This window comes from Sphingomonas sp. SORGH_AS_0879 (genome assembly GCF_030819175.1).
Taxonomy (GTDB): Bacteria; Pseudomonadota; Alphaproteobacteria; order Sphingomonadales; family Sphingomonadaceae; genus Sphingomonas.
Genome location: NZ_JAUTBJ010000002.1, coordinates 1317656 through 1341603 on the forward strand (window position 1 = coordinate 1317656; position 23948 = coordinate 1341603).

The window sequence follows — 23948 nt, forward strand, 5'->3', positions numbered from 1 at the left end:
ATTACCGCCCCGCGCCGAGCGCCACCGGGCCGTTCGGCGTGGCTTCCAGCAATGAGTCGCCGCCGAGTACGCGGTAGAGCGACACCCGGTTGCTCGCCTCGACCAGCTGAGTCGCGATCACGGTCCGCTGCGCCGAATAGAGCGAGCGCTGGGCATCCAACGTGTTGAGGAACGGCGTCACCCCGCCGCGATAGCTCGCCTCGGTCAGGCGATAAGTGTCGGTCGCGGCGGACAGGAAGCGCCGATTGGCGCCCAGCTGGTCGGCGATCGTCCCCTGCCGCGCCAAGGCGTCGGCGGTCTCCTGAAAGGCGGTCTGGATCGCCTTTTCATAGGTTGCCAGCGCGGCGTCGCGCTGGGCCTGCGAATATTGGACGTTCGCCACGCCCGCCCCCGCCTGGAAGATCGGATAGCTGACGGCGGGTGCGACCGAATAGTTGAAGCTGCCCCCTGAAAAGAGCGAGGACAGCGCAGTGCTGGCGAAGCCGACCAGCCCGGTCAGCGAGATACGCGGGAACAACGCCGCCCGCGCCGCCCCGATCTGGCCATTGGCGGCGCGCAGCAGATATTCGGCCTGCACCACATCCGGGCGGCGCAGGAGGATCCCCGAATCGAGCCCGGCGGGCAGGGTCGCGACGGTGGGGGCCGCCTCCTCGATCGAGCGGGGGAGAAGCGCCGTATCGATCGGCGCGCCGACCAGCAGTTGCAGCGCGTTGATGTCCTGCGCGACGGCGGTCTTCTGTTGCGCCAGATCGGCCTGGGCGGTCGCCAGCACCTGCTCGGCCTGACGCAGGTCGGTACGCGGAGCGATCCCACCGGTCAGCCGCGCGCGGGTCAGCGTGACGCTGCGCTCGGCATTGGCGGCGGTCTGCTGTGCGATGGCGAGCAGGCTCTGGTCCGCGCCATAGGTCAGCCAGGCGTCGGCGATGTCGCCCACCAGCGTCAGTCGGGTCGCGCGGGCGGCGGCCTCGGTCGCGAAATAGCGATCGAGCGCCGCGCCGGTCAGCGAACGGATACGCCCGAACAGGTCCAGCTCGAACGCGGTCGTGCCCAGATTGACCGACCAGGCGCTGCCCGAACCGTTCGCGCCGGTGACGATCGTACCGCCGGTCCCCCCGGTGCCGGTGCCGCCGGTCCCAGTGCCTGTGCCGGTCCCGGTCCCACCGGTGCCGGTTCCCGTGCCGCCATTGCCGATCGCCTGGCTGCCCGCACCGCCCGAGCCGCGATCGGTATAGCTATAGCGGCCGGTGGCATCGACCTGCGGGAACAGGCTGCCGCGCTGGATGCGATATTGCGCGCGGGTGGACGCGATATTGGCGGCGGCGACGCGCAGGTCGCGATTGTTGGCCAGCGCCTGCACGATCAATTGCTGCAACCGGGCGTCGCGGAACACGTCGCTATAGCGCACCGTCGGCAGCGCCGCCTCCGACTGACGGAGATAGGCGTCGCCGACCGGCCAGGATGGCGGCACCGGCGTGGCGGGGCGCTCGTACTTCGGGGCCATCGAGCAGGCCGACAGCGCGGTCGCGGCCAGCAGCATGGCGGGGAAGGGGGACAGGATACGCATCAGGCCTTTTCCGCCTCGGGAGTTTCGGGGGCCGGGCGATGCCCCGCGCCATGCTCGCTCATCGGCTTGCCCCGCAGCCGGGCCAGGCCGTTGCGGACCGACCGGCGGACCAGCACGAAGAACAGCGGGATGTAGAAGATCGCCAGCACCGTCGCGGTCAGCATGCCCCCAATCACGGCGGTGCCGATCGCGATACGGCTGTTCGCCCCCGCGCCGGTCGAGATCGCCAGCGGCAGCACGCCGAAGATGAAGGCGAAGCTGGTCATCAGGATCGGTCGCAGACGAATCTTGGCGGCCTCCAGCGCGGCGTCGATCACGCGTTTGCCCTGTTTTTCCGCCTGTTCGGCGAACTCGATCATCAGGATGGCGTTCTTCGCCGCCAGCCCCATCGTCGTAAGCAACCCGATCTGGAGATAGACGTCGTTGGTCAGCCCGCGCAAAGTGACGAACGCCACCGCCCCGATCAACCCCAGCGGAATGACCAGCAGCACCGCGAACGGGATCGACCAGCTTTCATAGAGCGCGGCCAGGCACAGGAACACGACCAGGATCGACAGGCCGTAGAGGATCGGGGCCTGTCCGCCAGACAACCGCTCCTGATAGGAAAGCCCCGCCCAGGCGATGGAGGTGCCGGGAATTTCCGCCGCCAACTCGGTCATCCGCTGCATCGCGTCGCCCGAGCTATAGCCCGGCGCGGCCGACCCCTGGAATTCATAGGACGGGATGCCGTTGAAGCGCGACAGCGTGGTCGGGGCCACGCCCCAGTTGATCGTCGAGAAGGAGGAGAAGGGGGCCATCTGGCCGCTCGATCCGCGCACGAACCATTGCTTCAGGTCTTCGGGCTCGCTCCGATAGGGCGCGTCGCCCTGGACGAAGACACGCTTGACGCGGCCACGGTCGATGAAGTCGTTGACATATTGCCCGCCCCAGGCGGTCGACAGGGTCGAGTTCACCTGTTGCTGGGTCAGGCCCAAGGCCGACAGCTTCTGCTGGTCGAGGTCGACGCGCAGGGTCGCGATATCGGGCAGTTCGGTCAGGCGGACCGAGGCGAGCATCGGGTCGGCATTGGCCTTGGCGAGCAATTCGTCACGGATCGCCTCGAACTTGTCCAGCGGCATGCCGGAGATGTTCTGCAACTCCATGGTGAAGCCGTCCGACTGGCCGAGACCCCGGATGGCGGGCGGCACCAGCGCGAAGACCTGCGCGTCGCGCAAGCCCCGGAACGCGGCGGAGGCGCGACCGGTAATCGCGTCGGCGCTGTTTTCGTTGCCCTTGCGGTCGGCCCAGTCGACGAAGTTGATGAAGCCCTGGCCGGTATTCTGGCCGCTGGTGCCACCCCCGCCGCCGCCCGCGACCGAGAAGAGCACCTGGACGTTCTTGCCCTCGTTCTGGGCGAAATATTGCTCGACGCGTCGCTGGATCTCCATCGTCCGCCCCTGTGTCGCGCCGGCTGGCAGGCGGAACTGGATGATCGCCGAACCCTGATCCTCGGTCGGCAGGAAGCCGGTGGGGAGGCGCAGGAACAGGATCGCCAGCAGCGCGACGACGCCCACATAGATCAGCAGGAACAGCCATTTGCGGTCGACCACGGTGCGCACGGCGGAGGTGTATTTCTCCACCGTCCAGTCGAAACGCGAATTGAACCCGTCCTTGGCGCGTTGCAGCCCATGCGCCACGCGCGGGAATTTGCGGTCGAGCCACTGGGCCTGCTCGCCTTGCCTGGCCTTCTGCTTGAGCAGGCTGGCGGTGAGGGCGGGGGACAGGATGATCGCGACCGCGACCGACAGGATCATCGCCGAGACGATCGTGATCGAGAACTGGCGATAGATGACGCCGGTCGAGCCGCCGAAGAACGCCATCGGCAGGAACACCGCCGACAGGACCAGCGCGATCGCGATCAGCGCGACGGTGATCTCGTTCATCGACTCGATCGTCGCCTCGCGCGGGGTCATGTCGGGATTTTCGTCGAGCAGGCGCTCGACATTCTCCACGACCACGATCGCATCGTCGACCAGCAGGCCGATGGCGAGCACCAGCCCGAACAAGGTCAAGGTGTTGATCGAGAATCCCGCCAGATAGAAAATCGCGAAGGTGCCCAGCAACACCACCGGCACCGCGATCGTCGGGATCAGCGTCGCGCGCCAGCTTTGCAGGAAGACGAACATGACGATGACGACGAGGATGATCGCCTCGATCAGCGTCTTGACCACCTCGTCGATCGACAGCTTGATGAAGGCGGTGGTGTCATTGGCATAGGCGATCTTCAGGCCGGGCGGGAAGGTCTTGGCGACGCGGGTGATCTCCGCCTTGACCAGTTCGGCGGTCTTCAGCGCGTCGGCACCGGGGGCCATCAGCACCGCGATACCCGCGCCGGGATGCTGGTTGATCCGGCTGACGGCGGCATAGCTTTCCGCGCCCAGCTCGATCCGCGCCACGTCGGACAGCTTGACGGTCGCGCCGTTGTTCAGCGTCTTGACGATGATCTCGCGGAACTGTTCGGGCGTCTGGAGCCGCGACTGCGAGGTGACGGTGGCGTTCAGCATCTGCGTGCTGGCCGACGGCGTGCCGCCGACTTCGCCGGCCGCGACTTCGGTATTCTGGTTCTGGATCGCGGTGACCACGTCCGAGGGCATCAACTGATAGGAGGCCAGCCGCTCGGGGTTCAGCCAGATGCGCATCGCATATTGCGAGCCGAAGACGTTGGTGTCGCCCACGCCCTGGATACGGCCCAGCGGGTCTTGCAGGTTGGAGACGAGATAGTCGGAGACGTCCTGGTTCGTCATCCGGTTCGTCTCGTCATAGACGCCCGCGATCAGCAGGAAGTCGGGGTTCGACTTGCGGACGACCAGACCCTGCTGCTGCACCTGTTGCGGCAGGCGTGCGACCGATTGCTGGACCTGGTTCTGGACCTGCACCTGCGCGATATCGGGGTCGGTGCCCTTTGCGAAGGTCGCGGTGATCGTCACCGAGCCACGGCTGGACGAGGAGGACTGGAAATAGAGCAGCCCGTCGATGCCGGTCAGTTGCTGCTCGATGACCTGGGTGACCGAGTTCTGCAACGTCTGGGCGGACGCGCCGGGGAAGGTGGCGCGGATCGACACCTGGGGCGGCGCGACGTCGGGATATTGCGCGATGGGCAGGCCCATGATCGCGCCGACGCCCGCCAGCATGACGATGATGGCGAGGACCCAGGCGAAGATGGGACGATCGATGAAGACGCGGCTGAGCATGGTCCGGTCAGCCCGCCTTGCCCTTGGCGGCCTGCATCTTCTTCAACTGCTCGGGCGAGGGGGGCTGGACCTTTTGCGGACTGTCGGCGGGGACCGCCTTCACGCTCTGGCCCGCGCGCAGATTGGCGAGGCCCTGGGTCACGATCCGGTCGCCGGGTTTCAGGCCATCGGTGACGACCCAGTTGGTCCCTTGCGTCCGCTCGGCCTTGACCGTCCGCTGCTGGACCTTGCTGTCCTGGCCGACGACGAACAACGTCGCATTGCCCTTGGGGTCGCGGGCGATCGCCTGCTGCGGGACCAGATAGGCACCCGTGTCGATCGCCTGGGCGAAGCGCGCGCGCACGAACATGCCGGGCAGCAACAGTCCTTGCGGATTGGGGAAGCGCGCGCGCAGCGTGACGGTGCCGGTCTGCGGATCGACCACGGCTTCGGCGAACTCGACGGTGCCGGTTTGCCCGTAATCGGTCCCGTCCTCCAGCCGCAGCGTCACGCGCGCGCTGGCGGGGATCAGGCCGTCGCGCGCCGACAGGCTGCGGCGGAGCGAGAGCAGGTCGGCGGCGGATTGCTGGATATCGACGAAGATCGGGTCCAGCCGCTGGATCTGCGCCAGCGGATCGGTCTGGCTGGCACTGACCAGCGCGCCCACGGTGAACAGCGAGCGGCCGATCCGCCCGGTGATGGGGGCGGGGACGGTGGTGAATTGCAGGTTGACCCGTGCGGTTTCCAGCGCGGCGCGGGTCTGCGCCACCTGGGCGGCGGCTTGGCGAGCGCTGGCCTGGGCGTTGGTATAGTCCTGCTTCGAGATGGCCTCGATCTGCGCCAGCGGGCGATAGCGTTCCGCGAGGGTTCGCGTCGCCTCCGCATTGGCCTGCGCGCTTTGCAGATTGGCGGCGGCCTGGTTCACCGAGGCGCGGTAGAGCCGCGGGTCGATCTCGTAGAGCGGCTGGCCGCGCTTCACCAGCGATCCTTCGGTGAAGAAGCGGCGGCGGATGACGCCGGTCACCTGCGGGCGCACGTCGGAGCTTTCGAAGGCGGTGGTTCGCGCGGCCAGTTCGGTGATGATCGGCGCGTTGGTCGGCTGGACGGTGACGAAGCCGACGGTCGGCGTCTGCTGCTGTCCGCCCGCGCGCGCCTTGGCCGTGCCGCCTTTTTCGCCGCCACATGCCGACAAGGTCGCCAGCGCCAGGACCATGGCCGTACCGGCAAGCGCCCGGCGCCCGCGAAAGCCTGGAAAGTTCAAATCGTCCACCTGCCTGAAATGCCGAGCGGGAGCCCGGCTCGCGCCTCAATGCGTGATCCGGGCAAACGTTGCTGTCTTATGTCAAATTGCACGAGGCGGAGCCGAAAAGGCAAGCGATGATGGCCTAAATCGCCATGCCTTAATTGTCGCAATTTGTCGCGTTGCGGCGAATCCCGTCATGTGGGAGCCTTTGGGGTTCTGGAGCATTTTTGTAAGGAAATGAAGGATCGGGACGCCGATAAGCACCTCGCCGCCGCTGCCGCGGTGCGGGAGGTATGCGACGATATGCTGGTGGGCCTGGGGACGGGCTCGACCGCCGCGCACGCCATTGCGGCGCTGGCCGAACGGAATCTGCGGATCGAGACGGTCGCTACCTCCCTCGCGAGCGCCAGGCTGGCCGAGTCGCTGGGTCTGCGAGTGCGCGACTTCGCCGAGGTGTCGCGGGTCGATCTGGCGATCGACGGCGCGGATGCGATCGACGCGCGGCTGTATGCGGTAAAGGGGGCGGGCGGGGCGATGCTGCGTGAGAAGGTCGTCGCCGACGCCGCCGACCGGATGATCGTGATCGCCGATGGCTCGAAGCGGGTGGCGCGGCTGGGCGGAACGCCGCTTCCCGTCGAGATACTGCCCTTCGCCAAAAGCTATGTCACCGCGCGACTGAAGGATTTTTTCGTCCATATGGTCGAGCGCCCCGACTATCGGACCGACAATGGCAATATCGTCATCGACGGCCATGGCTGGGACGATTCCTCGCTCCCGACCCTCGCCGATTCTCTGGTAGCGATACCAGGAATTGTCGGGCATGGTCTGTTCCTGCGCGAAATCGATGCCGCCTATATTGCGGATAACGGGATCGTTACCCGGCTGGAACGGGGGGCGAACCCGCGCTAAGGCCGCTCACGCATGGCAACCAGAGCGAGCGCGGACGCGTTCGATCGCATAAGACAAGGATGAGGCCAGACCCCATGACCGATGCCACCACCCACGCCGTGGCCGATACCCATCTGCACGAAGACGGGTCGATCGAGCGACTGACCATCGACACCATCCGCACCCTGTCGATGGACGCGGTGCAGCAGGCCAATTCGGGCCATCCCGGCACGCCGATGGCGCTGGCTCCGGTCGGTCACACCGTCTGGTCGAAATTCCTGCGCTACGACCCCGCCCATGCCGACTGGCCCAATCGCGACCGCTTCGTGCTGTCGGTCGGCCATGCCTCGATGCTGCTCTACTCGCTGATCCATCTGGCGGGGATCGAGGAGATCGATGCGAACGGCAACAAGTCCGGCAAGCCCGCGCTCAGCCTGGAAGACCTGAAGGGCTTCCGTCAGCTCAACTCCAAGACACCGGGCCACCCCGAATATCGTCACACCACCGGCGTCGAGACGACGACCGGCCCGCTGGGCGCGGGTTGCGGCAATTCGGTCGGCATGGCGATCGCCGAGCGCTGGCTGGCGGCGCATTTCAACCGCGAGGGTTTCCCGGTCTTCGACCATGACGTCTATGTCGTGTGCGGCGACGGCGACATGATGGAGGGCGTCGCGTCGGAAGCCGCCTCGACCGCCGGGCACCTCAAGCTGTCCAACCTGTGCTGGATCTACGACTCGAACCAGATTTCGATCGAGGGTGGCACGGACATCGCGTTCGACGAGGATGTGGGCAAGCGTTTCGAGGCCTATGGCTGGAACGTCCTGCATGTCGACGACGCCAACGACGTCGCCGCGCTGACCGCCGCGCTCGACACCTTCAAGGCGACCACGGACAAGCCGACCTTCATCGTCGTCAAGTCGGTCATCGGCTATGGCAGCCCCAAGGCGGGCAGCGAAAAGGCGCATGGCGAGCCGCTGGGCGAGGACGCGATCCGCGCCACCAAGAAGGCCTATGGCTGGCCCGAGGATGCCAAGTTCCTGGTCCCCGACGGCGTGCGCGAAGCGTTCCAGGGCGCGATCGAGGCACGCGGCAAGCCGCTGCGCGACGAATGGGTCGCGATGGTCGAGCGTTACCGCGCCGCATATCCCGACCTCGCCGCCGAACTCGACGCGATGCTGTCCGACACACTGCCCGAGGGCTGGGACAGCGAGATTCCGGTGTTCGAGGCGGATGCCAAGGGCATCGCCAGCCGCGACTCGGGTGGCAAGGTGCAGAACGCCATCGCCGCCAAGGTGCCGTGGCTGATCGGCGGTTCGGCCGACCTCGCGCCCTCGACCAAGACGCTGATCAAGGATGGCGGTTCGTTCCAGCCGGGCAGCTATGAGGGGCGCAACTTCCACTTCGGCGTGCGCGAGCATTCGATGGGGGCGATCGTCGACGGCATGGCGCTGTCGCATCTGCGTTCCTACGGCGCGACCTTCCTGGTCTTCTCCGACTATATGCGCGCGCCGATCCGCCTTGCCGCGATCATGGAGATCGGTGCGATCTTCGTCTTCACGCACGACTCGATCGGCGTGGGCGAGGACGGTCCGACCCACCAGCCGATCGAGCATCTGGCGACGCTGCGCGCGATCCCCGGCCTCGACACGATCCGCCCCGGCGACGCGAATGAGGTCGCCGAGGCGTGGCGCTGCGCCGCCGAATCGGCCAGCCACCCGACCGCGCTGATCTTCTCGCGTCAGGCGCTCCCGACGCTGGATCGCGGCAAATATGCGCCTGCTTCGGGCGTGAGGAAGGGCGGTTACGTCCTTGCGGATTGCGACGGCACACCCGACATCATCCTGATCGCAACGGGGTCGGAACTGTCGCTGGTGACGGACGCCTATGAGACGTTGAAGGCCGATGGCATCAAGGCGCGCGTCGTCTCGCTGCCGAGTTGGTATCGGTTCGAGTTGCAGGATGCGGCCTATAAGGAAAGCGTCCTGCCGCGCGCCGTCACCAGGCGTCTGGCGGTCGAGCAGGCCGGGTCGGTCGGCTGGGACCGCTATGTCGGGTTCGACGGTCGGACGATCACCATGTCGACCTTCGGCGCCTCGGCCCCGCTCGCCAAGTTGCAGGACAAGTACGGCTTCACCCATGACAATGTCGTGAAGGTGGCCCGCGAAATGCTGGAGACCAAGTGATGAGCAAGTTGCAGGAACTGGGCGCCAAGGGTTGCGCCCCCTGGCTCGATTTCGTCGATCGCAAGTTCCTCGAGGCGAAGGGGCTGGAAAAGCTGGTCGCCGAGGACGGGCTGACCGGCGTCACCTCCAACCCGTCGATCTTCGAAAAGGCGATGGGGCATGGCGACGCCTATGACGGTACGCTGGCCGCGTTCGACAAGGAGAACCCCGGCGCGGCGACCATCGACCGTTACGAGCATCTGGCGATCCAGGACATCAAGGCGGCGGCGGAAACACTCAAGCCCGTCTATGACCGCCTCGACGCCAAGGGACGGCTATGTCAGCCTGGAAGTGTCGCCTTATATCGCCGACGACACCGACGCGACCATCGCCGAGGCCGAAAAGCTGTGGCACGCGGTCGATCGCCCCAATCTGATGATCAAGATTCCCGGCACCGATGCGGGTGCTCCGGCGATTTCGGCGACCATCGCAAAGGGGATCAACGTCAACGTCACGCTGCTCTTCTCGCAAGCCGCCTATATCAAGGTGGCCGAGGCCTATGCGGCCGGGCTGGAAGAGCGGGTCAAGGCCGGGCAGCCGATCGACCGGATCGCCAGCGTCGCCAGCTTCTTCATCAGCCGCATCGACTCGGCGATCGACAAGAAGATCGACGAGCGGATCGCCGCCGGCGATGCCGAGGCGGATGCGCTGAAGGCGGTGCGCGGCAAGGTCGCCATCGCCAACGCCAAGCTGGCCTATCAATGGTATCTGGACTTCCTGAAGTCCGACCGCTGGCAGGCGCTGGCCGCCAAGGGTGCGCAGCCGCAGCGTCTGCTCTGGGCGTCGACGGGGACCAAGGATCCGTCCTTCCCCGACACGCTCTATATCGACACACTGATCGGGCCGGACACGGTCAACACCATGCCGCCCAAGACGATGGACGCCTTCCGCGACCATGGCACGGTGGCCGAGACGCTGACCGCCGATATCGACGAGGCCAAGCATGTGCTGGCCGAGGCCGAGCGGCTGGGCCTCGACCTGAACGGTGTGACCGACACGCTGGTGGCGGAGGGGGTCGCCTCCTTCGTCAAGGCGTTCGACGATCTGCTCGGCGCGATCGGGCAGAAGCAGCCCGCCACGGCCTGATCCGACAGGCCCCCTCCCCAGGCCGGGGAGGGGGCCTTTCCCTTTTTTACGACACCAAGAACATAATGGAGTTCCGCATGAAGATCGGTCTGGTCGGCCTTGGCCGCATGGGTGGCAACATCGCGCGCCGCCTGATGCTGGCTGGGCATCAGGTGGTGGCCTGGGATCGCAGCGACGAGGCGGTGCAGGCGCTCGCCAAGGACGGCGCGGAAGCGGCCACCGGCTTGGAGGACATGGCGGCCAAGCTGGCCGAGAAGGCGATCTGGTGGGTGATGCTGCCTGCCGGTGGCCCGACCGAGGACACGATCGCGGAAATCGCCAAGCTGGCCAAGGACGGTGACGTGGTCATCGACGGCGGCAACAGCTTCTACAAGGACGATATCCGCCGCGCCAAGACGCTGGCCGAGCAGGGCATCCATTATGTCGATGTCGGCACCTCGGGCGGCGTCTGGGGCCTGGAGCGCGGCTATTGCATGATGATCGGCGGCGACAAGGAAACGGTCGATCATCTCGATCCGATCTTCGAGGCACTCGCCCCCGGCACGGGCGATATCGTCCGCACGCCGGGCCGCATCGCCGACAAGGTCGACCCGCGCGCCGAAAAGGGCTATATCCATGCCGGTCCCGCCGGTGCCGGTCATTTCGTCAAGATGATCCACAACGGCATCGAGTACGGCCTGATGCAGGCCTATGCCGAGGGCTTCGACATCCTGAAGTCGAAGAACAGCGACAAGCTGCCCGAGGACGAACGCTTCGACCTGAACCTGACCGACATTGCCGAGGTCTGGCGGCGCGGCAGCGTGATCTCGTCATGGCTGCTCGACCTGACCGCGATCGCGCTGGCCAAGGACGAGATGCTGGAGCAGTTCTCGGGCCATGTCGCGGACTCGGGCGAGGGCCAGTGGACGATCGACGCGGCGATGGAGGAGAAGGTTCCGGCCAATGTCCTGACCGCCTCGCTGTTCGCGCGCTATCGAAGCCGGGTCGAGCATACATACGGCGACAAGGTGCTGTCGGCGATGCGCTTCGGCTTTGGCGGCCACACCGAAATCCCGCAATGAGCCCGCCCATTCGGCTGGTCGTGTCGGATGTCGACGGCACGCTGGTCGATCCGGACAAGAAACTGCGCGCCGCCACCATCGCCGCCGTCAAGCGGCTGGCGGCGGCGGGTGTGGGCTTCACGATCATCAGCGCCCGGCCGCGATCGGGGCTGGGCTGGCTGGCCGAGGAACTGGCGATCGACGCGCCGATCGGGGCGTTCAACGGGGGCACCGTCTTCCGTCGTGACGGTTCGATCGACGTGCAATTCCGGGTGCCGGCCGAGGTCGTGAAGGACGTGCTGGCGATGGCGGCCGAGAACCCGGTCGCCATCTGGGTCTTCGCCGACGATCGCTGGTACGCCAGCAGCGCCGAGGGCACCCATGTCGAGCATGAGCGCAAGGCGTCGTCGCAGGAACCGGTCGTGACGCAGGATTTTGCCGCGTTGATCGACAAGGTCGACAAGATCACGCTGGTCAGCGACGACGCCGAATTGCTGCGTGGCCTGCATGACAAGGCGAATGAAGCGCATGGCAGGGCGGCGACCATAGCCCAGTCGCAGACCTATTATCTTGACGTGACCGCGCTGCAAGCGAACAAGGGCGATGGCGTGGCTATGCTGGCCAAGGCGTTCGGCGTGCCGCTGGAACAGGTCGCGGTGCTGGGCGACCAGGCCAACGATCTTCCCATGTTGGTACGCGCGGGCCTGCCGATCGTGATGGCGAATGCGCCGGACGCTGTTAGGGAACGGATATCGGTACACACCCGTTCCAACGCGGACGATGGCGTGGCCTATGCCATCGATACTATCATCATGCCCAGAATTGGAGTGCCTTCATGAAGCAACTGGTTGCGTTCGACCTCGACGGTACGCTGGCCGAAAGCAAACAGCCTCTGGGCGAACCGATGGGGGAGGCGCTGGCCGATCTGCTCGACGTCGCGCATGTTGCGGTGATCTCGGGCGGCGATTGGCCGCAGTTCGACAAGCAGGTGGCGAGCCGCCTGCCCGAACGCGCCGACCGCAGCAAGCTGTGGTTGATGCCGACCACCGGCACCAAGCTCTACACCTATCAGGACGGCGAATGGACCCCGGTCTATGCCGAGCTGTTCGACGATGCGACCAAGGTCAAGATCCTGGAGGCGTTCGACGCCGCGCTGGAGGCGACCGGCTTCGTGCCGGAGCAGACCTGGGGCGAGCGGATCGAGGATCGCGGCAGCCAGATCACCTTCTCCGCGCTGGGCCAGCAGGCGCCGATCGACGCCAAGGAACATTGGGACCCCAAGTTCGAGAAGCGCAAGATCATACAGGCCGATCTCAAGCAGCGCCTGCCGGGCCTGTCGATCAACATGGGCGGCGCGACCTCGATCGACATTACGCGTGAAGGCGTCGACAAGGCGTACGGGCTCAAGAAGCTGCGCGACGCCAGCGGCATTCCCCTTGAGGCGATGATGTTCATCGGCGACGCGATCTTCCCCGGCGGCAACGACTATCCCGCCAAGGAACTGGGCCTCGACACGGTCCGCGTGCTCGATCCGGAAGAGACGCTGGCGGTGATCGCGGCGATCGTCGCCTGCCTGAAATAAGCGACAGCGCATCGGCCATCCTGCGCGCGCGCACCGGTCCCGCGCATGAGGCGGTCGATGCCGCTTATGGCGCCTATCGGCTGGACGATTGGGAAAGCTACACGGCGTTCCTGATCGCCCATGCGCGGGCACTGCCCGTGGTCGAGGACTGGTTGTCGGGGCGGCGGATCGGCTTCCCCTGGCGGTCGCGGCGTGCGGCGCTGGCGGCGGACCTGATCGCGCTGGGGCGGGATATGCCCGAACCCCTGACGCTCGACCTGTCGGATGACGATGCGGCGCGCTGGGGCGCGCTGTATGTGACGGAAGGATCGCGGCTGGGCGGCGTGATGCTCGCCCGGCAGGTGGGAGAGGGGCTGCCCAAGGCCTATCTCCAATCCGGCTTCGGGCCGGGGGAATGGCGCGACTTCCGCCATGCGCTGGACGCGGCGGCGGGGGATGAGGCGTGGATCGACCGGGCCGTAAAGGCCGCAGAGGTTGTGTTCGCCCTTTACGGCAAAGCGGCGTAACCCCCACCCTCCGTTCGGCCTGAGCGAAGTCGAAGGCTACGGGATTCGCCTCACTTTTATTCCCCTCCACCCCGGCGAAGGCCGAGGTCCGGATGCGAGGCATTTTGACGCTCCGAAAGGATGCCAAAAACTGGACCCCGGCCTTCGCCGGGGTGGTACCTTTGGGGTAATTATGCCCTTGGCCTTCGACTTCGCTCAGGCTGAACGGAGGTTAGAGCCCCGAAGGCTTCCCCCTCAATCCGCGATCGGGGCGATCACGATGGCGCGGAGGCCCGGCTGGTTGTCGTCATATTCGATCGAACCCGACAGGCGCTGCATCATCGCGGCCATCATCCGGCTGCCGAAGCCGCGCCCGTCGTCGACCTCATCGTCGCCCTTGCCACGCCCCTCGTCCGCGACGATCAGGCGCAGGCGATTGCCATATTGCTCCAGCGTGATCGTTACCGGCCCCGCGGCGCCGTCATAGGCATATTTGGTGGCGTTGATGATCAACTCGGTCGTGACCAGCCCGAGGTTGATCGCCCGATCGGTCGGCATCAGGATCGGCGTCAGGTCCATGCGCATCATCGCCGACCAGTCGCGACCCATTGACTGGCGCATGTCGCCGACCAGATCCTCCAGATAACGGGCGAGATCGACCGTCTGGATCTGGTCGTCGCGGTAGAGGCGCCGATGGACCAGGGCGACGGCGGACAGCCGTGCCTGCGCCTCGTTCAACTGCTCGCGCACATGGGGATCGCCCGCCGCCTTGGCCTGGAGCGACAGGAAGGACGAGACGAGCTGGAGGCTGTTCTGGACCCGGTGGTCCACCTCCTTCATCAGCACGTCCTTCTGCTGGAGTAGCGCTTCCTTGTCGTCCAGCGTCCGCTGCAACGCGCTGTTCAACCCGCGCAAGCGGTGGTTCTGCGACGCTTCGTGCAGGGCGCGGCGGAGGCGATGGGCGGACTCCACCTCTTCCATCGTCCAGCGACGCGAACGCCCGCGTACCGTCTCGCGCCAGCTGTCGAACGAGGCGCGCGGGGTCAGGGTGGCGTCGGGGGTCGCGGCGACCGACTTGTGCGGATTGCCCGCCCATTCGACCTCCTCCACCTGCTCGGCGCGGAACCATAGCAACGTGATCCCGCCATCGACCAGCGGCAGGGCCAGCAGGCCGCTGGCGGCGGCGGCCAACGGCGCGGTCTCGGGCATTGCGTCGGCCAGTTGATGGGTGACGAACAACTCGCCGCCGGTACGCGCGGTCACCGTCTGCGCGATGTCGAGCGAGGCGAGGGCGGGCGGGCAGATTCCATGGTCATGCACCTTGCCCCCATGGACGATGGCGAAGCCGGTCCCGCCCAGCATGGTCATCAGATCGGGCATCAGGCGGCGAATGACGGGGACGATATCGCCCGGCCCGACGACGCGCGGCAATATGCCGTCCTCCGCCGCGCGCAGGCGGAGCCGCTCGCGATAGAGTTCGGCCTCCTCGCGCGCCCGGATCTGACGCGCCAGGCCGCTGGCGAGCGCGGCGGCGGCGGCGCGCAGTTCGGCGGACAGGTGGCGCGGGCTGTGATGGTGGCAGGCGACCATGCCCCACAACACGCCGTCCTTGACGATCGAGATCGACGCGGAGGCGACCACGCCCATATTCGCCAGATAGCGCAAGTGGATAGGCGACACGCTGCGCAATGCGACGTCGCTGAGGTCCAGCGTCTCGAACCCGGCGGGGCGGAGCGGCGCGGGGACATAGCCGATATCGGGGATGCAGCGCGTCCGGTTGCGAACGTACAGCGCGCGGGCCTGCTTCGGAATGTCCGATGCGGGGAAGTGATGGTGGAGGAAGGATTGCAATTCCGGCGCGCGCGCCTCGGCCACGACGCGGCCCGCATCCTCGTCTAGAAAGCGATAGACCATCACCCGGTCGAAGCCGGTCAGCAGGCGAAAGGTGGTCGCCGCCCGGTCGAACAGCATCGCCAGGTCGCCGGTCCGCTCGAAGCTCGTCGCCGCCGCGTCCAGCCAGGCGAGCGGGCTGCCCCGGCCCCAGGGAGCATCGGCGATGCTGGGTTCCAGCTCGATCAGCACCCGTTCGCCCGCGACGCGGTGCGCGGTGACCGAAAAGGCTTCGTTCGACCCGTCGACGGGGACGGCGGCGACCGCCGAGCCCGGCCCGATCGGCATGACGGCGACCATCTTCGCTACCTCCTGTCCGAGCAGTTCGGACAAGGGGCGATCCAGCCATTCGGAGGCCAGCCGGTCTTCGATATTCCCTGCGCCCGCGACGATCCGCTGCGTCGCGGCATCGGCGACCAGTAGCAGGCCATGTGGCTGTATCGCCCCGGGAATATGGATGGGTTCCCGGTCGCAGGCGGTAATATCTTGCCCTGGATCGGTGGCGACGGGACGGGTGGCCATCAGGTGATCAAATCCTCTCGTTCCTGCCACATGAAGAGTTTCGCGACCAGTTGCAAATGTTTGGATCGGTTATTCGATCCACCTTGGCATCAGGCGAGATGACCGAGGCTGGAACGAAGATTGCGCGTTTGGGTAATATCCGTTTAAAGCGGGGCAACGGACTCAAAAGAGCCGCTTGGAGAGGACATGATCGAGGATTTCGACTTCGCGCTGGGCGAAAGCGCGGACATCATCCGTGAGGCGACGCGCCGTTTCGCGACCGATCGGATCGCACCGCTCGCCGCGCGGATGGACGCGGAGGACTGGTTTCCCCGCGACATCTGGCCCGAAATGGGCGCGCTAGGCCTGCACGGCATCACGGTGGACGAAGCGGATGGCGGGCTGGGTCTCGGCTATCTGGAGCATGTCGTCGCGATCGAGGAGGTATCGTGCGCCTCCGCCTCGCTGGGTCTGTCCTATGGCGCGCACTCCAATTTGTGCATCAACCAGATCAGCCGCTGGGCCAATGCGGAGCAGAAGGCGAAATATCTCCCCGGCCTGATCTCGGGCGAACATGTCGGCAGCCTCGCCATGTCGGAGGTGTCGGCGGGGTCCGACGTCGTGTCGATGAAGCTGCGCGCGGTGAAGGCCGAGGGCGGCTGGGTGCTGAACGGCACGAAGTTCTGGATCACCAATGCGCCCTATGCCGACACGCTGGTCGTCTATGCCAAGACGGGCGAGGGGAGCCGGGGGATCACCGCCTTCCTGATCGAGAAGGACATGGCCGGTTTTGCGATCGGCCAAAAGATCGACAAGATGGGGATGCGCGGCAGCCCGACCGCCGAGCTGGTCTTCAACGACTGTTTCGTCTCGGACGCGCAGGTGATGGGGCCGGTGAACGGCGGCGTCGGCGTGCTGATGAGCGGGCTGGATTATGAGCGCGCGGTGCTGGCGGGAATTCAACTCGGCATCATGCAGGCGTGCCTCGACGTGGTCGTGCCTTACGTCCGCGAGCGGCGGCAGTTCGGCCGGGCGATCGGCGAGTTCCAGCTAATCCAGGCCAAGATCGCCGACATGTATGTCGCGCTCAATTCGGCGCGGGCCTATGTCTATGCGGTGGCGCGCAGTTGCGATGCGGGGCGGACCACCCGGTTCGACGCGGCGGGCGCGATCCTGCTCGCCAGCGAGAATGCGGTGAAGGTGGCGATGGAGGCGATCCAGGCGCTGGGCGGGGCGGGCTATACCAAGGACTGGCCGGTCGAACGCTTCGCGCGCGATGCCAAGCTGCTCGACATCGGCGCGGGGACGAACGAGATCCGCCGGATGCTGATCGGGCGCGAGTTGATCGGCAAGTTCGAAAAGGTGGCGCAATGAACTCGACCCAAATCCTCCCCATCTCTGATGGGGAGGGGGACCGCCGCGAAGCGGTGGTGGAGGGGCATACGCCCCTCGCCCCTCCACCACTCGCTACGCGAGCGGTCCCCCTCCCCAAGCTTAGCTTGGGGAGGAGTTGATGGGGGCGGCGATTTCCAGCCGGGTGTCGCGCGACGATCCGGGCTTTCGCGCCAATGCCGAGCACAACCGCGCGCTCGCCGAGCGCCTGCGTGCCGACGTGGCGAGAGCGGGTCTTGGCGGCAGCGAATCCTCCCGCGAACGTCACGTCGCACGCGGAAAACTCCTCCCCCGCGACCGGGTGGAGCAGTTGCTCGACGCCGGTTCCCCCTTCCTCGAAATCGGCCAGCTTGCCGCCAACGGCCTGTATGACGATGCCGTCCCCGGTGCGGGGATGATCGCGGGTATCGGTCGCGTCCATGGACGCCAGGTGATGATCGTCGCCAACGACGCGACGGTGAAGGGCGGCACTTACTACCCGCTGACCGTCAAGAAGCATCTCCGGGCGCAGGAGATCGCCCTCGAGAACCGGCTGCCCTGCATCTATCTGGTCGATAGCGGCGGCGCGAACCTGCCACACCAGGCGGAGGTCTTTCCCGACCGCGATCATTTCGGCCGCATCTTCTTCAATCAGGCGCAGATGTCGGCGGCGGGCATTCCGCAGATCGCCTGCGTCATGGGAAGCTGCACGGCGGGCGGCGCTTATGTCCCGGCCATGTCGGACGAGACGGTGATCGTGCGCGGGCAGGGGACGATCTTCCTCGCCGGCCCGCCGTTGGTGAAGGCCGCGACGGGCGAGGTTATCTCCGCCGAGGAACTGGGCGGTGCGGACACCCATGGCCGCAAGTCGGGCGTGGTGGATCATGTCGCGCAAGATGACGACCATGCGCTGTCAATCGTCCGAGACATCGTCGAGACGCTGCCGCCTCAGGCGATGGCCGACGTCAACCTCGCGGAGCCGGACGAACCGCTCTATTCGGCGGAGGAACTATACGGCCTGATCCCGCAGGATGTCCGCGCGCCCTATGACGTGCATGAGGTGATCGCGCGGCTGGTCGACGGATCGCGCTTCCACGAATTCAAGGCGTTGTACGGTGCGTCGCTGGTCTGCGGCTTCGCGCATATCCATGGCAAGCCCGTCGCGATCCTCGCCAATAACGGTGTGCTGTTCTCGGAGAGCGCGCAGAAGGGCGCGCACTTCATCGAACTGGCGTGCCAGCGGCGTATCCCCCTACTGTTCCTCCAGAACATCTCCGGCTTCATGGTCGGCGGGCGGTACGAGGCGGAGGGGATCGCCAAGCATGGCGCCAAGCTGGTGACGGCGGTGGCGACGGCGCAGGTGCCCAAGATCACGGTGCTGATCGGCGGCAGCTTCGGTGCGGGCAATTACGGCATGTGCGGGCGCGCCTATTCCCCGCGCTTCCTGTTCACCTGGCCCAATTCGCGGATCAGCGTGATGGGCGGCGAGCAGGCCGCGAGCGTGCTCGCGACCGTCCACCGCGATGCGGAGAACTGGACGCCGGAGGAGGCGGAGGCGTTCAAGGCCCCGATCCGCCAGCGTTACGAGGACGAGGGCAATCCCTGGTACGCCACCGCGCGACTGTGGGACGATGGCATCGTCGATCCGGCGCAGACGCGGGATGTCCTCGGGCTGGCGCTGGATGCGTGTTTGAATGCTCCGATCGCGGAGGCGCCCCGGTTCGGGGTGTTCCGGATGTGATCGGGGAATGCCCCTCCACCACCGCTTCGCGGCGGTCCCCCTCCCCATCGAAGATGGGGAGGAATGAAGAAGGCCGCTTATTCCTCCCCAAGCTGTGCTTGGGGAGGGGGACCGTCCGCAGGACGGTGGAGGGGCAAGCGGTCGCGAGCCTGCGCGACGATGTAACGCACGACGCTATCCAGATCGCGAAGCACATCCCGAGCGGGTATGTGCAAAACCGCCACTCCATGCTCGCCCAAAAATGCGTCGCGCCGAGTATCCCGCTCCGGCCGATTACCACGCCCGTGGACCTCGCCATCCACTTCGACCGCCAGCCTCGCCGCCGGGCAGTAGAAGTCCAGCACATAGGCCCACGCCGGATGCTGTCGACGAAACCGCAAGCCGTCGGGACGCTCGCGAAGGACGCGCCACAGAACCACCTCGGGCAGCGTCAATTCGCGTCGCAATCCTCGCGCTTTCCGAACCGTCCGGCCCGGCTTTGTCGGTATTCCCATCGCCCCTCCACCATGGCTATCGCCATGGTCCCCCTCCCCAAGCATAGCTTGGGGAGGAATGAGGATTAAGCCATGTTTGATTCGCTCCTCATCGCCAATCGTGGCGAGATCGCCTGCCGCATCATCCGCACCGCGCGGGAGATGGGGTTGCGCACCGTCGCGGTCTATTCGGAAGCCGATGCGGACGCCCTGCACGTCCGCTTGGCCGATGAAGCCATCCTGATCGGCCCGGCCCCGGCGCGGGAAAGCTATCTCGTGGCCGATCGCATCCTCGCCGCCGCGAAGGACAGCGGGGCGGAGGCGATCCATCCCGGCTATGGCTTCCTCTCTGAAAATGCCGGGTTCGCCGAGGCGGTGATCGCCGCCGGGCTGGTCTGGGTCGGGCCGAACCCCGACAGCATCCGCGCCATGGGCCTTAAGGACGCCGCCAAGGCGCGGATGATCGCCGCCGGAGTCCCGGTCACCCCCGGCTATCTGGGCGAGGACCAGTCCCCCGACCGCCTCGCCGCCGAGGCGGATGCGGTCGGCTATCCCGTCCTCATCAAGGCGGTCGCCGGGGGCGGGGGCAAGGGGATGCGCCGCGTCGACGACCGCGCCGCTTTCGCCGAGGCGCTGGCCTCCTGCCGTCGCGAGGCGGCGGCTTCGTTCGGCGACGACCGGGTGCTGATCGAGAAATACATCCTCTCGCCCCGCCATATCGAGGTGCAGGTGTTCGGCGACCGCCATGGCCGGGTCGTCCACCTGTTCGAGCGCGACTGCTCGCTGCAACGCCGCCACCAGAAGGTGATCGAGGAAGCCCCCGCGCCCGGTATGGACGAGGCGACCCGCGAGACGGTGTGCGCTGCGGCCGTCCGCGCCGCGCAGGCCGTGGACTATGTCGGCGCAGGGACCATCGAGTTCATCGCCGACGCCTCCGAGGGGCTTCGCGCCGACCGGGTGTGGTTCATGGAGATGAACACGCGGCTCCAGGTCGAGCATCCCGTCACGGAGGCGATCACCGGTGTCGATCTGGTCGAGTGGCAACTCCGCGTCGCGGCGGGCGAGCCCTTGCCGATGGCGCAGGGAGACCTCTCCATCCACGGCCACGCCATCGAGGCGCGGCTTTATGCCGAAGACCCGGCCAGGGGCTTCCTTCCCGCGATCGGCACGCTGGAGGTGTTCGACTTAGGGAACGACCCCGCGATCCGTATCGACACGGGAGTCGAGGAAGGCGCGGAGATCACCCCCTGGTACGACCCGATGATCGCCAAGGTCATCGCGCACGGGCAAAGCCGGGACGACGCCCGCGAAATGCTGGCCGATGCGCTGGACGAGGCGGTGATCTGGCCGGTCCGCACCAATGCCGGGTTCCTCGTGCAGGCGCTCGACCATCCCGACTTCGCCAGCGGCCGCGTCGATACCGGCCTGATCGCGCGCGAGGGCGAGGCGCTGATGCCACCGACCGAGCCCTCCGAAGAGGCGCTGGCCGAGGCGGCGGCGGCGCTGATCGGGGCGGACGATCTCACCGGTTTCCGCCTCAACGCCGCGCCCCGGCGGACCGCGCGCTTTCTGCTCGACGGCCAGCCGATCACGGTCGATTATAGCGAGGCGGGAGAGGTGCCCCCTTCGCCTTCCGAACAACTGCTGATCTCCGAGGGCGGGCAAAGCTGGTCCTTCACCCGCTGGCGCGCGGATGGCCTTGCGGCGGGCGGGGCGGGGGACGGCGCGATCCTGTCGCCCATGCCCGGCCGCATCATCGCGGTGGCGGTCAGCGAGGGACAGACGGTCAGCGCGGGCCAGCCGCTCGTCACGCTGGAGGCGATGAAGATGGAGCATGTCCTGACCGCGCCGTTCGACGGCACCGTCACCGACCTGACGGCAGAAGCCGGCGGACAGGTGGCGGAGGGTATTGCGCTGGTCCGCATCGTCGCGGAGGATGCGGCATGAGCGGGCGCGTCTTCGAGGACTGGACGATCGGCGACCGGATCGACCATCCGATCCGTCGCACCGTGACCGAGACGGACAATCTGCTCTTCTCGACCATGACCCATAATCCGCAACCGCTGCACATCGATGCCGAGGCGGCGAAGGCCAGCGAGTTCGGACGGATCCTCGTCAACGGCACCTTCACCTTCTCGTTGATGGTCGGGCTGTCGGTGGGGGAGACGACGCTGGGGACGCTGGTCGCGAATCTGGGCTATGACGAACTGGTCATGCCCGCGCCGGTGTTCCTGGGCGACACGCTGCGCGCGACGAGCGAGGTGACGGCTTTGCGCGAGAGCCAGTCGCGGCCGGGGGCGGGGCTGGTGACGTTCCGGCATGAGGCGCTGAACCAGCGCGACGAGGTGGTGTGCCGATGTCTGCGAACGGCGTTGGTGAAGCGGCGGGCCTGACGGGGCGTGGCCTTCGACTTCGCTCGGGCTGAACGGAGCGGGGTACTGAACCCCGTTCGCACTGAGCGAAGTCGAAGTGCACGCCCCTTTGCTCACAACCGCGTCCGCACCCCGATCCACAACGTCCGGGGCGTCGCCCGCTCGATCAGCCCCGCGCCGCTATAGGTCGCCTCGACCCGCGCATCGGCCAGGTTCTCCGCCCGCGCCTCGATCAGCCAGCCGCGAACGACCGGCACCGCCGCATAGGCGTCCAGCGTCGTCGCGGGGGCGAGGGTACGGCTATTCTGGTCATCCTCGAACTGGCGACCGATATGCCGCATGGTCCCGCTCAGCGCCGCTCCGCGATGCTCGACCGCCAGCGTCGCCGATAGCTGGTCGCGCGGTGTCTGCGCGGGTCTCAGGCCATCGAGCGGTGCGGCAATGCCGGACGCCTCGACCCGCGCGCTGACATGCGACCAGGAGGCGCGCGCGCTGACCGGTCCGCTGCTGGCAATCGCCTCCAGCTCGAACCCCTGCGAGCGGATCGCGTCGAGATTCTGCCGCATCCGATATACGCCGTTCGCCGCGACGAAGCCGACGCCGGGAAATGTTCCCGGTCCGCGCCCCATCGTCACATTGGCGATCGCATCGGTCAGCCGGTTGAGGAAATACGTCCCCGACAGGCGCAAGCCCCTTGCCGGGGTCAGGTCGAAGCCGCCTTCCACCCCCTCGACATGTTCGGGGTTCAGCGCGGCATTGGCGGCGGTCGCATCGGCTCCCGCGCGGAACGGCCGGTACAGTTCGTTGAGCGTCGGCAGCCGCCACCCACGATAGGCGGCGGTGCGCAGGGTCAATGGCTCGACAGGTCGCACCGCGACGCCGAGCCGCCCGGTGAACTCCTGTCCCGAGCGATCCGCAAAATCGGTGTCGGTCAGCACCGCCCCGGTCGCCAGTATATTTTCGTCCAGCTTTCCGCCCCGAATGCGCCAGTCGTCCACCCGCGCGGCGGCGGTGACGGTCAGGACACCTGCCTCGACGCTGCCATCGGCGAACAGCCCCATGGTCCGCGTCGCGCCGCCCGCCTCGCGCCGCCTCGTGGGGAGCCCGGCGACATAGGTGTAGAGTTCCTGTGTCCGACCGCTGGTGTCGCGGATATCGCCACCCAGCCGCAGCGTGACGGCATCGCCCAGCGGCGGCGACACCTCCACTCGCGCGCCGAGCCCGGTCGCGGGGACATTATACTGGTCGAGCGTCAGTGTCGCCGCCGTCCGCGCGGCGTTCACGCTGGCGTAGCGTGAGGCGAATTGGCGTGTCTGGACATAGCCCAGCGCCGACCAGCCCCATGCCCCGCGCCCGACCAGCCTGATGCTGGCATCCGCGCCGTCCGAGCGATTGTCGGTGAAGTCGGTCCCCCGATCGCGCGCGTCGTGAAAGGCGGCGAGGGTCATCTGCAACTCAGTCGAAGGCGCGATGCCGATGACGCCGCGCGCCGCGCCGGAATATTGTTCGTAAGGGGCGGGGCGGTCGGCGGGCCCGCCTTGTCCCTCGACGATGGGGGTGAAGCCGTCGCCGCGCGCATAGGCGCCAGACAGGGTCAGGAACCCGCCCTCGCGCGCCAGCGAGGCCGAACCTTGCGCATCGACCGAATCACGGCTGCCATAGGATAGCGCCACGTCGAGCGGGGAGAGCTGGTCGGGCGTCGCACTGTCCATCTCGATCGTGCCCGCCAGCGCGCCGGGGCCCCAAAAGCCCGATCCGCCGCCGCGCGTCACCCGGATGCGCCCCAGCCGCCCGGTGGCATAGGCCGGGAAGACCACCCAGCCGCCAAAGGGATCGGCCTGCGGCACGCCGTCGAGCACCAGCAGCGCCCGGCTCGACGCATTGCCGCCAAGGCCACGCAGGGTGATCCCCTGCGAGGTCGGATGCGCCGAGCGGCTGTCCGAACGGCGAAACTGCTGAAGGCCCGCGACATCGGAGAGGACGTTCTCCAGCCGCTGCGAGGCGTTCTGCGTGATCCGGTCGCGGTCGATCGTCACCACGTCCAGCGCGCGGTCGCCGGGCTGGTCCGCCAGGCCTCGGCCCGTGACGATGATGGTGGCGGATTCGGTGGTTTGGGCAGAGACGGGGGCGGGGGTCAGCATGAGGGCGAGGAAGGGCAGGCGGTGGAAGGCTGGCATGATGATGTAATGGTCCCTTTGCGCCTTGCGCCTCCTGCTAGGAGTGTCGCGAGGATAAGACGAATCAGGATGTTATCGGGTTCAACGCTTAATGAGTTTCACGC

Annotated in this window: 16 protein-coding genes and 1 pseudogene; 11 read left to right on the plus strand and 6 right to left on the minus strand. The window is 66.9% G+C overall.

Translation table 11 applies throughout. The features are described 5' to 3' along the window. Position 1: 1 nt before the first annotated feature. The 3 genes from QE379_RS07035 to QE379_RS07045 are packed head-to-tail and all read right to left on the minus strand — an operon-like array spanning position 2 to position 5986. Positions 2 to 1564 carry an efflux transporter outer membrane subunit gene (locus QE379_RS07035; protein WP_306999188.1) on the minus strand — a complete coding sequence of 521 codons (1563 nt, stop codon included), beginning with the start codon at positions 1562 to 1564 and terminating at the stop codon, positions 2 to 4. After that, positions 1564 to 4794, minus strand: a complete 3231-nt coding sequence (locus QE379_RS07040) for an efflux RND transporter permease subunit (RefSeq protein WP_306999190.1) — start codon at positions 4792 to 4794, stop codon at positions 1564 to 1566. The genes QE379_RS07035 and QE379_RS07040 overlap by 1 nt, the downstream gene beginning before the upstream one ends. 7 nt (positions 4795 to 4801) lie before the next feature. Next, positions 4802 to 5986, minus strand: coding sequence for an efflux RND transporter periplasmic adaptor subunit (locus QE379_RS07045; RefSeq protein WP_373461849.1), 1185 nt, complete (start codon positions 5984 to 5986; stop codon positions 4802 to 4804). 267 nt (positions 5987 to 6253) lie between these two features. Here QE379_RS07045 and rpiA point away from each other — a divergent pair, with 267 nt between their 5' ends. The 7 genes and pseudogenes from rpiA (at position 6254) to QE379_RS07080 (ending at position 13340) form a co-directional block, all read left to right on the plus strand. Further along, complete coding sequence (gene rpiA, locus QE379_RS07050) at positions 6254 to 6925, plus strand: ribose-5-phosphate isomerase RpiA (RefSeq protein WP_306999194.1); 672 nt, start codon at positions 6254 to 6256, stop codon at positions 6923 to 6925. A gap of 74 nt (positions 6926 to 6999) precedes the next feature. Continuing rightward, positions 7000 to 9087 (plus strand): transketolase, encoded by a 2088-nt coding sequence (gene tkt, locus QE379_RS07055; protein ID WP_306999196.1) that lies wholly within the window; start codon positions 7000 to 7002, stop codon positions 9085 to 9087. Beyond that, positions 9087 to 10212, plus strand: a pseudogene (gene tal / locus QE379_RS07060) (transaldolase). The gene tkt and the pseudogene tal overlap by 1 nt, the downstream one beginning before the upstream one ends. A gap of 77 nt (positions 10213 to 10289) precedes the next feature. After that, on the plus strand, positions 10290 to 11273 hold the full coding sequence (gene gnd, locus QE379_RS07065; RefSeq protein WP_306999199.1) for a phosphogluconate dehydrogenase (NAD(+)-dependent, decarboxylating): 984 nt from the start codon (positions 10290 to 10292) through the stop codon (positions 11271 to 11273). Beyond that, the gene (locus tag QE379_RS07070; protein ID WP_306999201.1) at positions 11270 to 12091 is read left to right on the plus strand and encodes a Cof-type HAD-IIB family hydrolase; all 822 of its coding nucleotides are present in this window, start codon (positions 11270 to 11272) and stop codon (positions 12089 to 12091) included. The genes gnd and QE379_RS07070 overlap by 4 nt, the downstream gene beginning before the upstream one ends. After that, positions 12088 to 12834 (plus strand): HAD-IIB family hydrolase, encoded by a 747-nt coding sequence (locus QE379_RS07075; protein ID WP_306999203.1) that lies wholly within the window; start codon positions 12088 to 12090, stop codon positions 12832 to 12834. Before QE379_RS07070 ends, QE379_RS07075 begins: the two co-directional genes overlap by 4 nt. Before the next feature lie 137 nt (positions 12835 to 12971). Further along, positions 12972 to 13340, plus strand: a complete 369-nt coding sequence (locus QE379_RS07080; protein WP_306999205.1) for a hypothetical protein — start codon at positions 12972 to 12974, stop codon at positions 13338 to 13340. Between the two features lie 234 nt (positions 13341 to 13574). Here the strand turns inward: QE379_RS07080 and QE379_RS07085 are convergent, their stop codons facing one another. Beyond that, the gene (locus QE379_RS07085) at positions 13575 to 15731 is read right to left on the minus strand and encodes a histidine kinase dimerization/phosphoacceptor domain -containing protein (RefSeq protein ID WP_306999207.1); all 2157 of its coding nucleotides are present in this window, start codon (positions 15729 to 15731) and stop codon (positions 13575 to 13577) included. A 186-nt stretch (positions 15732 to 15917) separates the two neighbouring features. On the opposite strand from QE379_RS07085, the gene QE379_RS07090 reads away from it, so the two are divergent. Together QE379_RS07090 and QE379_RS07095 are read left to right on the plus strand one after the other, a co-directional pair. Then, a complete protein-coding gene (locus QE379_RS07090; RefSeq protein WP_306999209.1) occupies positions 15918 to 17084 on the plus strand; it encodes an acyl-CoA dehydrogenase family protein in 1167 nt (388 codons plus the stop codon). Between the two features lie 139 nt (positions 17085 to 17223). Continuing rightward, positions 17224 to 18822, plus strand: a complete 1599-nt coding sequence (locus QE379_RS07095) for a carboxyl transferase domain-containing protein (RefSeq protein ID WP_306999211.1) — start codon at positions 17224 to 17226, stop codon at positions 18820 to 18822. A 77-nt stretch (positions 18823 to 18899) separates the two neighbouring features. Here QE379_RS07095 and QE379_RS07100 read toward each other — a convergent pair whose 3' ends face one another. After that, positions 18900 to 19256, minus strand: a complete 357-nt coding sequence (locus tag QE379_RS07100) for an endonuclease domain-containing protein (RefSeq protein ID WP_373461739.1) — start codon at positions 19254 to 19256, stop codon at positions 18900 to 18902. A gap of 132 nt (positions 19257 to 19388) precedes the next feature. Here QE379_RS07100 and QE379_RS07105 point away from each other — a divergent pair, with 132 nt between their 5' ends. Both QE379_RS07105 and QE379_RS07110 read left to right on the plus strand, forming a co-directional pair. Continuing rightward, the gene (locus QE379_RS07105; protein WP_306999214.1) at positions 19389 to 21242 is read left to right on the plus strand and encodes an acetyl/propionyl/methylcrotonyl-CoA carboxylase subunit alpha; all 1854 of its coding nucleotides are present in this window, start codon (positions 19389 to 19391) and stop codon (positions 21240 to 21242) included. Beyond that, entirely contained in the window at positions 21239 to 21688 is a 450-nt protein-coding gene (locus tag QE379_RS07110) for a MaoC family dehydratase (RefSeq protein ID WP_306999216.1), read from the plus strand. Before QE379_RS07105 ends, QE379_RS07110 begins: the two co-directional genes overlap by 4 nt. Positions 21689 to 21780: 92 nt before the next feature. Here the strand turns inward: QE379_RS07110 and QE379_RS07115 are convergent, their stop codons facing one another. Continuing rightward, entirely contained in the window at positions 21781 to 23844 is a 2064-nt protein-coding gene (locus tag QE379_RS07115; RefSeq protein ID WP_306999218.1) for a TonB-dependent receptor, read from the minus strand. Between the last annotated feature and the right edge of the window lie 104 nt (positions 23845 to 23948).

What these genes read in the sequence shown, in the direction of transcription:
- QE379_RS07035 (WP_306999188.1), bottom strand. Translation starts at nt 1,564, where the DNA reads ATGCGTATCCTGTCCCCCTTCCCCGCCATGCTGCTGGCCGCGACCGCG.
- gnd (WP_306999199.1), top strand. Translation starts at nt 10,290, where the DNA reads ATGAAGATCGGTCTGGTCGGCCTTGGCCGCATGGGTGGCAACATCGCG.
- QE379_RS07045 (WP_373461849.1), bottom strand. Translation starts at nt 5,986, where the DNA reads ATGGTCCTGGCGCTGGCGACCTTGTCGGCATGTGGCGGCGAAAAAGGC.
- QE379_RS07075 (WP_306999203.1), top strand. Translation starts at nt 12,088, where the DNA reads ATGAAGCAACTGGTTGCGTTCGACCTCGACGGTACGCTGGCCGAAAGC.
- QE379_RS07110 (WP_306999216.1), top strand. Translation starts at nt 21,239, where the DNA reads ATGAGCGGGCGCGTCTTCGAGGACTGGACGATCGGCGACCGGATCGAC.
- QE379_RS07090 (WP_306999209.1), top strand. Translation starts at nt 15,918, where the DNA reads ATGATCGAGGATTTCGACTTCGCGCTGGGCGAAAGCGCGGACATCATC.
- QE379_RS07070 (WP_306999201.1), top strand. Translation starts at nt 11,270, where the DNA reads ATGAGCCCGCCCATTCGGCTGGTCGTGTCGGATGTCGACGGCACGCTG.
- QE379_RS07105 (WP_306999214.1), top strand. Translation starts at nt 19,389, where the DNA reads ATGTTTGATTCGCTCCTCATCGCCAATCGTGGCGAGATCGCCTGCCGC.
- QE379_RS07040 (WP_306999190.1), bottom strand. Translation starts at nt 4,794, where the DNA reads ATGCTCAGCCGCGTCTTCATCGATCGTCCCATCTTCGCCTGGGTCCTC.
- rpiA (WP_306999194.1), top strand. Translation starts at nt 6,254, where the DNA reads ATGAAGGATCGGGACGCCGATAAGCACCTCGCCGCCGCTGCCGCGGTG.
- QE379_RS07115 (WP_306999218.1), bottom strand. Translation starts at nt 23,844, where the DNA reads ATGCCAGCCTTCCACCGCCTGCCCTTCCTCGCCCTCATGCTGACCCCC.
- QE379_RS07095 (WP_306999211.1), top strand. Translation starts at nt 17,224, where the DNA reads ATGGGGGCGGCGATTTCCAGCCGGGTGTCGCGCGACGATCCGGGCTTT.
- tkt (WP_306999196.1), top strand. Translation starts at nt 7,000, where the DNA reads ATGACCGATGCCACCACCCACGCCGTGGCCGATACCCATCTGCACGAA.
- QE379_RS07085 (WP_306999207.1), bottom strand. Translation starts at nt 15,731, where the DNA reads ATGGCCACCCGTCCCGTCGCCACCGATCCAGGGCAAGATATTACCGCC.